6 protein-coding genes and 1 rRNA gene are annotated in these 7,782 nt (G+C 43.2%); 2 read left to right on the top strand and 5 right to left on the bottom strand.

The annotated features are described in order from the left end of the window. From AACS00_RS02220 to AACS00_RS02205, 4 genes are all read right to left on the bottom strand, one after another. Nucleotides 1-66: ribosomal RNA gene (locus tag AACS00_RS02220) — 16S ribosomal RNA — on the bottom strand; the annotation flags it as partial. Nucleotides 67-556: 490 nt separating this feature from the next. Further along, nucleotides 557-1,069, bottom strand: coding sequence for a menaquinone-dependent protoporphyrinogen IX dehydrogenase (hemG, locus tag AACS00_RS02215; protein WP_110168354.1), 513 nt, complete (start codon nucleotides 1,067-1,069; stop codon nucleotides 557-559). 26 nt (nucleotides 1,070-1,095) lie between these two features. Beyond that, entirely contained in the window at nucleotides 1,096-2,553 is a 1,458-nt protein-coding gene (locus AACS00_RS02210; protein ID WP_110168349.1) for a TrkH family potassium uptake protein, read from the bottom strand. Between the two features lie 30 nt (nucleotides 2,554-2,583). Then, nucleotides 2,584-3,207 carry a YigZ family protein gene (locus tag AACS00_RS02205; RefSeq protein WP_110168348.1) on the bottom strand — a complete coding sequence of 208 codons (624 nt, stop codon included), beginning with the start codon at nucleotides 3,205-3,207 and terminating at the stop codon, nucleotides 2,584-2,586. A gap of 219 nt (nucleotides 3,208-3,426) precedes the next feature. On the opposite strand from AACS00_RS02205, the gene fadB reads away from it, so the two are divergent. Both fadB and fadA read left to right on the top strand, forming a co-directional pair. Beyond that, on the top strand, nucleotides 3,427-5,598 hold the full coding sequence (fadB, locus tag AACS00_RS02200) for a fatty acid oxidation complex subunit alpha FadB (protein WP_110168347.1): 2,172 nt from the start codon (nucleotides 3,427-3,429) through the stop codon (nucleotides 5,596-5,598). Between the two features lie 27 nt (nucleotides 5,599-5,625). Continuing rightward, the gene (gene fadA, locus AACS00_RS02195) at nucleotides 5,626-6,789 is read left to right on the top strand and encodes an acetyl-CoA C-acyltransferase FadA (protein ID WP_072670275.1); all 1,164 of its coding nucleotides are present in this window, start codon (nucleotides 5,626-5,628) and stop codon (nucleotides 6,787-6,789) included. Between the two features lie 48 nt (nucleotides 6,790-6,837). Here the strand turns inward: fadA and punR are convergent, their stop codons facing one another. Continuing rightward, nucleotides 6,838-7,746: a DNA-binding transcriptional activator PunR gene (punR, locus tag AACS00_RS02190; RefSeq protein WP_181397650.1), complete on the bottom strand. Its 909-nt coding sequence runs from the start codon at nucleotides 7,744-7,746 to the stop codon at nucleotides 6,838-6,840. Nucleotides 7,747-7,782: the final 36 nt, after the last annotated feature.

Here is a 7,782-nt window from a genome sequence, read left to right as displayed (position 1 = left end):
CTCGACTTGCATGTGTTAGGCCTGCCGCCAGCGTTCAATCTGAGCCATGATCAAACTCTTCAATTTAAGTTTTTTGTGGCTCAATGAATACTGACTTTAAACTACCATAAGTAATTCAAAGCTATTACCGTTCCAACAGAACGATAATGAATTGACTGTGCCGATAGAGCTAAAAGCGCTATCAATTGGTCACTCAGTTCATTGATACCGAAGTGCTTATTGCTAAGCATTTTGATTATCATCAACGAGTGCCCACACAGATTGATTGGTTTAAATTGTTAAAGAGCGCTTCCAAATAAACTTAGTCAACTCGGAAGAGGCAGCTATTTTAGCGAGATAAACTTTCGTGTCAAACACTTTTTTATTTATCTTTTCAAGGTAAAAACCTTTTTAAAACAACTTACTGACTCGCTTAATAATTTAAGCTTTACCTTGTCAGCGAAGCGGCATTATAGAGATCAACATCACATTGGCAAGCACTTTTTTGAACTTTTTTACTAATCAATAAACAAGCGTACAAAAACAAAGCAAACAAAACAAAATCAACCATTTTTCGTTACATCTGATTAAACTGATTGGCGAATTTAGTCACTTTTTGCCAATTTGTGTACTCTACTTCTTTCGTAGTATCCGTTTCTCCGCCAGTTAAACTCATAATAAAGCGAATCATAATTTTATCGAACAGACTATAGCGGGGATAATACAAAGCGCCCGCAAAAACACCGATTAAACTTGGCTTCCAAGACGATTTTTTTAAGAAGGTTTGAATATAAACACTCCCTTCAGGGGTATCTTTACCTTGTTGTTCTTTGCGAGCAGTAAGGTTAACGCAAAAAAAAGCGCACTTATTTTGCTGTAAATGACTCTGGTTCGCTGCTATGAATGAATAAAGCTGAGGGCTCAATCGACCATAACGAATGGATGCGCCAATAAGAACTTTATCGTAAATAGATAAGTCTTCTACGCTGTAGTGCTGTAAGTCCTGAATCTCACACTGACTATCCACAAGATGATCAGCAATAAACTGGATGATTTTCTTAGTTTGCCCTTCACGAGACGAATAGAGCATCAATATTTTCACGAAATCCCCTTCCCTTAGCTACGCCAAAAAGTAGGCGTTAATAAAATAAGCAATGTGAATATCTCTAGTCGACCAAATAACATCGACACAATCAAAATCCATTTAGCGGCATCGTTAATATCTGCAAAGTGAGACGCAACCTCGCCAAGTCCTGGGCCAAGATTATTTAGTGTTGCCGCCACCGCTGAAAAAGCAGTCAACTCATCTATACCGGTAAAGATCAATGCCAACATGCAAACCACAAATACCAATGCATATGCAGAGAAAAATCCCCACACAGCATCAACGACACGCTGTGACAAAGCACTATCACCTAATTTGATCGGATAGATAGCTCTTGGGTGGACTAAACGCTTCATTTCTCGCGCACCTTGTAGAGTCAATAAAAAGACCCGAATCACTTTCATTCCACCACCAGTTGAACCTGCACAGCCACCGATAAAAGAAGAAAACAATAAGAGAACGGGTAAAAAGAGTGGCCACTCTGAAAAACCGGTCGTCGTAAAACCGGCCGTCGTAGAAATAGAGACGGTTTGGAATAGCGTCTGATCAAAAGCATGATATAGCGAGTCATAACTATGGTGCTTAAGGATAACCAGAAAGCAAACGATGAATAAAATTACTTGAATAAGAACAAAGGCACGAAACTCTCTATCTGCCCAATAATATTTAGGATGAACGCCCCCCGTGGCAAAGGCGGCATAGTGAAGAGTAAAGTTACAAGCAGAAATGAGTAAGAAAACTACGGTGATAAGATTAATCGCATAACTGTCAAAGTATCCGATACTCGCATCATGAGTTGAAAAACCACCAATCGCAATGGTTGAGAAACTATGGCATATTGCATCAAACAGCGTCATACCAGCAAACCAATAAGCGGCCGCGCAAGCAATAGTTAGACTTAAATAGATATACCATAAGGCTTTCGCTGTTTCAGCTATTCGCGGAGTCACTTTATTGTCTTTAACTGGACCAGGGATTTCCGCACGATAGAGCTGCATTCCACCTATCCCTAACACGGGTAAAATAGCCACAGCGAGAACGATGATCCCCATTCCGCCAAACCATTGCAAAAACTGACGATAAAAAAGAATCGCTTTAGGCAAATCATCCAGACCGGCAATCACCGTTGCTCCCGTGGTCGTTAAGGCAGAGAACGATTCAAAAAAAGCATCGGTTACAGAAACGTTCGGATTATCTGCTAATAAAAACGGCAGCGCTCCCGCACTACCAATGACCGTCCAGAATAAGACAACAATCAAAAATCCATCTCGTGCTTTTAACTCATGGCGATGATGACGATTAGGCAGCCATAGTAAGGCCCCTAAAATAAAAAGTACGAAAAAAGTAGAGACAAAAGGCACCCCTGCACCATCACCATAGATTAAGGCAACAGATGCAGGTATCAGCATAGAAACACTAAACAAAGCGAGCAATAGCCCGACGATTCGAATAATTGAACGAAATTGCATAAAAAATGACGAAGCTCGGCTTCTGACTTCCTAAATATGTTCTATGTGAGTAACAAGAATCTTAGCACTACTCTTGTTAATAATATTTTGGGTAAAAGCATTCAGGTTACCCCAAGGTAACTCAATCATGATCTGCACATTATCATAGTACTGAGCTTCAACTTGTTCGGCTTCATACTCATTCATGATTGACTGAGCTAAGGCAATAAAACTGTAGTCTAACGTTAGCAATGCTTTTGTGGTGATTTTTTTCTCATTTATTTGAAGCAGCTTAAGCGCTTGCTGTACACCGCCACCATAGGCTTTTACTAACCCTCCGGTACCAAGCAGAATGCCACCATAATAACGTGCGACAACAGCGGTAATTTCTCCAATTCCGGAACCAGATAATTGTGCAAGCATCGGCTTACCAGCGGTACCAGAGGGTTCACCATCATCACTAAAGCCCCATAACGTTGAGTTTTCCGGTCGTCCTGCGATAAATGCTGAGCAATGATGTCGCGCATCTGGGTGCTTTTGCTTAATAAAAGCAATGAATTCCCTAGCTTCTTCCGCTCCCGAAGTATGAGCAAGATAAGTGAGAAAGCGGCTTTTTTTTATCTCTTCCTCAAACAAACAGGTCTCTGCAGGAATAGGATAAGACTGAACGTTCATAACTGGATAGTCGATCGTAAAAAGGGGACTCAGTGTATCACGAACGTAAAAAAAGTCGGATCAGATTGGTAACAAGCGCACAATGTTAAACACTTGTTTAAAAAATGTATTGAAATTAATCCATCTCCCGTTCAAACTGAAAAAACTGGTCAAACCAGAACATTAATACCACAACACTCTCACACGCAATCGCCGGATTGTATGTCACGGAGATAGACAATGATTTACCAAGCCAAAACCCTACAGGTAAAGGAATTGCAAGATGGTATCGCAGAGCTGAATTTTTGCTCTCCTGAATCCGTCAATAAACTAGATCTAGCAACCCTTACCGCACTTAATGAAGCTCTAGATGCTTTACACCAGCACTCTGGGTTAAAAGGACTGATCCTAACTTCAAATAAACCTGCTTTTATCGTCGGTGCTGATATTACTGAGTTTTTAGGTTTATTTGCGATGCCTGATGCTGAGCTTGATCAGTGGTTAGTATTTGCTAACACTATCTTTAATAAATTAGAAGACCTACCGGTCCCCACCTTATCAGCCTTAACTGGATTCACTTTAGGTGGAGGCTGTGAGTGTGTACTTGCTACCGACTTTAGAATCGGTGATAAAACCACCAGCATTGGACTACCAGAAACTAAGCTTGGGATCATGCCTGGATTTGGTGGAACCGTTCGCCTACCACGTTTGATTGGCGCTGACAGCGCAATGGAAATCATCACTCAAGGTAAAGCCTGCCGAGCTGAGGAAGCACTTAAGCTAGGTTTGCTGGATGCGATTGTCGATAGCGATAAGCTGTTAGAATCTGCACTCAATACCATCACTCAAGCGATTAATGAAAAAATGGACTGGGTAGGACGACGCAAACAAAAAACGTCACCGTTAACCTTAAGCAAAATGGAAAGCATGATGAGCTTTACCATGGCAAAAGGCGTTGTTGCTCAAGTCGCCGGTAAACATTATCCCGCGCCGATGACCGCGGTAGTCACCATTGAACAAGCCGCGCGCAGCTCACGCGATGAAGCACTGGATATTGAACGTCAACACTTCATCAAATTGGCGAAATCAACCGAAGCTCAAGCTTTAGTGGGTCTATTTTTAAATGATCAACACATTAAAGGGTTAGCGAAACACTCTGCTAAATCAGCCAGCCAAGACACTCAACGAGCCGCTGTATTGGGTGCAGGCATTATGGGTGGAGGTATCGCTTACCAATCGGCCACTAAAGGTGTGCCAGTCTTGATGAAAGATATCGCTCAGCCTTCACTCGACCTAGGCATGACCGAAGCTTCTAAACTACTCAATAAACAACTAGAACGTGGTAAAATTGACGGCTTCAAAATGGCGGGTATTCTTGCCTCGATTACTCCAAGCCTACATTATGCGGGTATAGAACAGGCCGATGTGATTGTTGAAGCGGTCGTCGAGAATCCTAAAGTTAAAGCAGCGGTGTTGAGCGAAGTTGAAAGCCAAGTTTCGGATAACACGATCATTACGTCCAACACATCAACCATTCCGATTAATTTACTCGCCAAATCACTGAAACGCCCAGAAAACTTCTGTGGTATGCACTTTTTCAATCCTGTGCATCGTATGCCATTAGTTGAGATCATCCGTGGCGAGAAAACCTCTGACGATACCATTAATCGCGTTGTCGCTTATGCGGCCAAAATGGGTAAATCGCCAATTGTCGTTAATGATTGTCCGGGATTTTTCGTTAACCGTGTTCTATTCCCTTACTTCGGTGGTTTCAGCTTGCTATTACGCGATGGTGCTGATTTTACCCAGATAGATAAAGTCATGGAACGTCAGTTTGGCTGGCCAATGGGACCCGCGTATTTACTCGACGTGGTTGGTCTTGATACCGCCCATCACGCACAAGCGGTCATGGCAGAAGGTTTCCCTGAACGAATGGGTAAACAAGGCCGTGATGCGATCGATGTTCTTTATGAAGCGAATAAATATGGCCAAAAAAATGGTCATGGCTTCTATAGCTACTCGATAGATAAGAAAGGCAAACCGAAGAAAAATTTCTCGGCTGACGTTTTACCTCTTCTCGCTGACGTCTGCGCCAGCCCGCAGCCTTTTGAAGATCAAACAATCATTGAACGTATGATGATTCCGATGATCAACGAAGTCGTGCTGTGCCTAGAAGAGGGTATTATTGCTTCTCCTCAAGAGGCGGATATGGCCTTAGTCTACGGCTTAGGATTCCCTCCATTCCGTGGTGGAGTTTTCCGTTACCTCGATACCATCGGTTTAGAGCAATATATTGCGATGGCCAAACAGCATCAGCATTTAGGCGCGATGTATCACCTACCACAACTGTTACTAGATATGGCAGAAAAAGGGCAGCGCTTTTACCCTATCCCAGCTCCAGCTTCTTTATAAACAGTGATTTGGAAAAGGAATAACAAAATGAATACTGTAGTGATTGTTGATTGCCTTCGTACGCCAATGGGACGTTCGAAAGGCGGAGCATTTCGCCACCAGCGCGCTGAAGATCTCTCGGCTCATCTAATGAAAGGAATATTGGCTCGCAACCCACAAGTCAATCCACAAGAGATCGAAGACATTTATTGGGGCTGTGTACAACAAACCTTAGAGCAAGGGTTTAATGTCGCTCGTAATGCCGCCTTACTTGCTGGCCTACCAATAGACATTGGCGCGGTTACCGTCAACCGTTTATGCGGCTCATCGATGCAAGCTTTACATGACGCAGCACGAGCAATTATGGTTGGTGATGCCGAAATATGCTTGGTCGGGGGTGTTGAGCATATGGGCCATGTACCGATGAATCATGGTGTCGACTTCCACCCGGGTTTATCAAAAAACGTTGCCAAAGCCGCTGGTATGATGGGCTTAACCGCAGAGATGCTTGGTAAGCTGCATGGCATAAGCCGTGAGCAACAAGATGCTTTTGCAGCTCGTTCTCATCAACGCGCTCAAGCAGCAACCGTCGAAGGCCGTTTTAAAAATGAGATTTTACCGACCGAAGGTCATAGCGCTGATGGGACCTTATTTACTCTAGATTATGATGAAGTCATCCGCCCAGAAACGACGGTTGAAGGTTTGGCAGAACTGCGTCCAGTTTTTGATCCCGCCAATGGCACCGTGACTGCTGGCTCTTCATCTGCTCTTTCTGATGGCGCATCGGCGATGCTGATCATGAGTGAAGCCAAAGCTAAAGCCTTAGGACTCACCATTCGCGCTAAAGTCAAATCAATGGCGATTGCTGGTTGCGATCCATCAATTATGGGTTATGGTCCAGTACCCGCAACCAAAAAAGCACTGCAACGCGCTGGGCTCACAATGGCAGATATCGATCTCGTCGAGTTAAATGAAGCCTTTGCCGCTCAATCTTTGCCTTGTGCAAAAGATCTTGGTTTGATGGATGTAGTTGATGAGAAAGTTAACTTAAATGGCGGAGCGATCGCTTTAGGCCATCCTTTAGGCTGTTCAGGAACCCGTATTTCCACGACATTGATCAATCTCATGGAAGCGAAAGATGCTAAATATGGTCTGGCAACGATGTGTATCGGTCTAGGTCAAGGCATAGCAACGATTTTTGAACGTCCATAGACGTTGATTTATATTTGAAGAGCCAGTTTAATAGCTGGCTCTTCTTTTTTAAGCGTCGGTTTTTAACCAATCGCGATGTAATTGTTCGCTATCCCCTAAATAATTCACCATCCATTCGATTAATTGATGGTTCTCATCTTTACGCCACACTAAGCAACATTGGCTTAATGGCTTATTATCAGGAAGATCTTTGGCAATCAATTGGCCAGAAGACAGCAAAGGTTGAGCCATATGACTTGGCATAAAACCCACCCCTAATCCTTTTTTTAAACACTCTTTCGCACTATACCAATTGGGTAATAAAAGGCGCCGCTGCTTGGGGTAATGCCCTGTATGGCGCTTGGGTAATAAACTCGAAGTATCATCTAAACAAATTGCAGGATATTGACTCACCTGTTCTTCGGTTAATATATCGATATGCGCACAGGGATGATCGGGAGAGAGCACAAAGATCCAATCTAATAATCCCATATCGCGCACTTCAAAATCTCCACCAACAGGTATTGCGGAGGTCGCCCCAATCACGATATCTGCCCGGCCTTGAGAGATAGCTTCCCACGATCCATTAAACACTTCCATGTTGATTTGTAGCTCGGCAAATTCAAACGTTTGATAAAAGTTTTCAACCATAGGTTTGATGCAATCAAGCTTGACCACATTATCTAGCGTCAATTTTAGCGTTTTTTGCCATCCGTGTGCTGCTCTTCTGGTTTGTGATTTGATCTCCTCCATTTGCCGCAATAAATGACGAGCCTCGACCATAAAGAGCTCACCGGCACTGGTTAATTCCACTTTTCGCGGTAAACGACGAAATAAAATCACCCCCAACTCCGTTTCGACTTGACGAACGCCATAACTGATCGCCGAAGGAACTTTATGCAATACCTCTGCTGCCGCTGTAAAACTGCCTAATCTGGCAACGGTATCAAGCATTTCTAGAGATGATTTAGAAAACATAATAACCCTATCAGTCAAATTTTTTGAACGATAACC

The organism is Vibrio sp. 11986-1-5 (assembly GCF_963878025.1).
Taxonomy (GTDB): domain Bacteria; phylum Pseudomonadota; class Gammaproteobacteria; order Enterobacterales; family Vibrionaceae; genus Vibrio; species Vibrio injensis.
The sequence above is the reverse complement of the archived record's forward strand: the minus strand, read 5'-3'. Positions and strand labels throughout refer to the sequence as shown.

Excerpts from the sequence above, each read along its gene's own strand:
- hemG (WP_110168354.1), bottom strand. The coding sequence starts at position 1,069 with ATGCTCTATTCGTCTCGTGAAGGGCAAACTAAGAAAATCATCCAGTTT.
- AACS00_RS02210 (WP_110168349.1), bottom strand. The coding sequence starts at position 2,553 with ATGCAATTTCGTTCAATTATTCGAATCGTCGGGCTATTGCTCGCTTTG.
- AACS00_RS02205 (WP_110168348.1), bottom strand. The coding sequence starts at position 3,207 with ATGAACGTTCAGTCTTATCCTATTCCTGCAGAGACCTGTTTGTTTGAG.
- fadB (WP_110168347.1), top strand. The coding sequence starts at position 3,427 with ATGATTTACCAAGCCAAAACCCTACAGGTAAAGGAATTGCAAGATGGT.
- fadA (WP_072670275.1), top strand. The coding sequence starts at position 5,626 with ATGAATACTGTAGTGATTGTTGATTGCCTTCGTACGCCAATGGGACGT.
- punR (WP_181397650.1), bottom strand. The coding sequence starts at position 7,746 with ATGTTTTCTAAATCATCTCTAGAAATGCTTGATACCGTTGCCAGATTA.